The 1,694-nt window shown below is 71.8% G+C and carries 1 protein-coding gene; it reads left to right on the top strand.

The annotated features are described in order from the left end of the window. Positions 1 to 1,608, top strand: a 1,608-nt coding sequence (locus FNQ90_RS22230; RefSeq protein WP_182607979.1) for a PTS fructose transporter subunit IIC, incomplete at its 5' end; no start/stop codon positions are given. Between the last annotated feature and the right edge of the window lie 86 nt (positions 1,609 to 1,694).

Genomic DNA, 1,694 nt, shown 5'->3' on the forward strand with positions numbered 1-1,694 from the left:
GTCACGGCCCCCGCCTCCGGACCCGACACCGCCTCCGGTGCCGAGGAGGGCTTGGAGGCGGACGGGGTTCCGGCCCCGCCCGGGGAGTTCCCGGTGCAACCGGGGCCCACCCCGCAGGGGGACCGCCCCTTCCGGGTGGTGGCCGTGACCTCCTGCCCCACCGGCATCGCCCACACCTACATGGCCGCCGAGTCGCTCGAGCAGGCCGCCCGCGCCGACGGGATCGACCTGGTCGTCGAAACCCAGGGATCGGCGGGCTTCAAGCGTCTGGATCCGGCCGTGGTGGCCGCCGCCGACGCGGTGATCCTCGCCCACGACATCGACGTCCGGGAGAAGGAGCGGTTCGCCGGCAAGCCGGTCGTCGACACCGGCGTCAAGGCCGCCATCAACCGCCCCGCCGAACTCATCGCCGAGGCCCGGGCGAAGGCCGAACGCGGGGAGCGCACCTCCCCGCTGCCCGCCTCCGGTGGCGACGCCGGGGACGGCCCGCCGATGTCCGTCGGCTCCGGAGCCGGGGACCACTTCGGGATCCGGCTGCGCACCTGGTTGATGTCCGGTGTGAGTTACATGGTCCCCTTCGTCGCCGCCGGTGGTCTGCTGATCGCTCTGGCCTTCGCGCTGGGCGGTTACGAGATCACCGACGCGCCCTCGGTGATCGATCAGTTCACCTGGACCGACACTCAGAGCTGGGCCGCGCTGATGTTCCAGGTCGGCGGTGCGGCCTTCGGATTCCTCATCCCGGTCCTGGCCGGATACATCGCCTACGGCATGGCGGACCGACCGGGATTGGTGCCCGGTTTCGTCGGCGGCGCCATCTCCGTCACCATCGAGGCCGGCTTCCTCGGCGGCCTGGTCGCGGGTCTGGTCGCCGGTGGTGTGGTGTTGGGCATCCAGCGCTTCAGGGTGCCGGACGTGCTGCGCGGCATCATGCCCGTGGTGGTCATCCCCCTCCTGTCCTCGGCGATCGTCGGTTTCCTGATGTTCGTGGTGATCGGCCAGCCGATCGCCGCCGCGCAGGAGGGCCTGACCGACTGGCTGTCCGGACTCTCCGGGGCGAACGCCGTGTTGCTGGGCATCGTGCTCGGTCTGATGATGTGCTTCGACCTGGGCGGACCGGTCAACAAGGTCGCCTACGCCTTCGCGATCGGCGGCATCGCGGTCTCCAATCCGAGCGAGGCCAACCTGCAGATCATGGCGGCCGTCATGGCGGCCGGCATGGTGCCGCCGCTGGGCATGGCGCTGGCCACGGTGGTGCGCCGCCGGCTGTTCACCCGTGCCGAGCGGGAGAACGGCAAGGCGGCATGGGTCCTGGGCGCGTCCTTCATCACCGAGGGAGCCATTCCCTTCGCCGCCGCCGACCCGCTGCGGGTCATCCCCTCGTCGATGGCCGGTGGTGCCGTGGCCGGAGCCCTGGCGATGGCGTTCGGCAACACCCTGCGGGCGCCGCACGGCGGGATCTTCGTGGTGCCGCTGATCGGCAACCCCTTCCTGTACCTGGTGGCCATCGCGGCGGGCACCGCCGTGACCGCGACGCTGGTGATCCTGCTCAAGGGAACCCGCGCCGCCCAACAGGCGGAACGGGCGGCGGAGACCGTTCCCGCTCCCTGACCCGGGCGCTTTTGGGAGGGCAGTGCGCGGACGATCGCGCGCCGCCCTCCCGGGGCCGCTCCGCCCCCTTCGCCGCCCTCTTCACC

The sequence above is a fragment of the Streptomyces alkaliphilus genome (assembly GCF_014141535.1).
GTDB classification, from domain to species: Bacteria; Actinomycetota; Actinomycetes; order Streptomycetales; family Streptomycetaceae; genus Streptomyces; species Streptomyces alkaliphilus.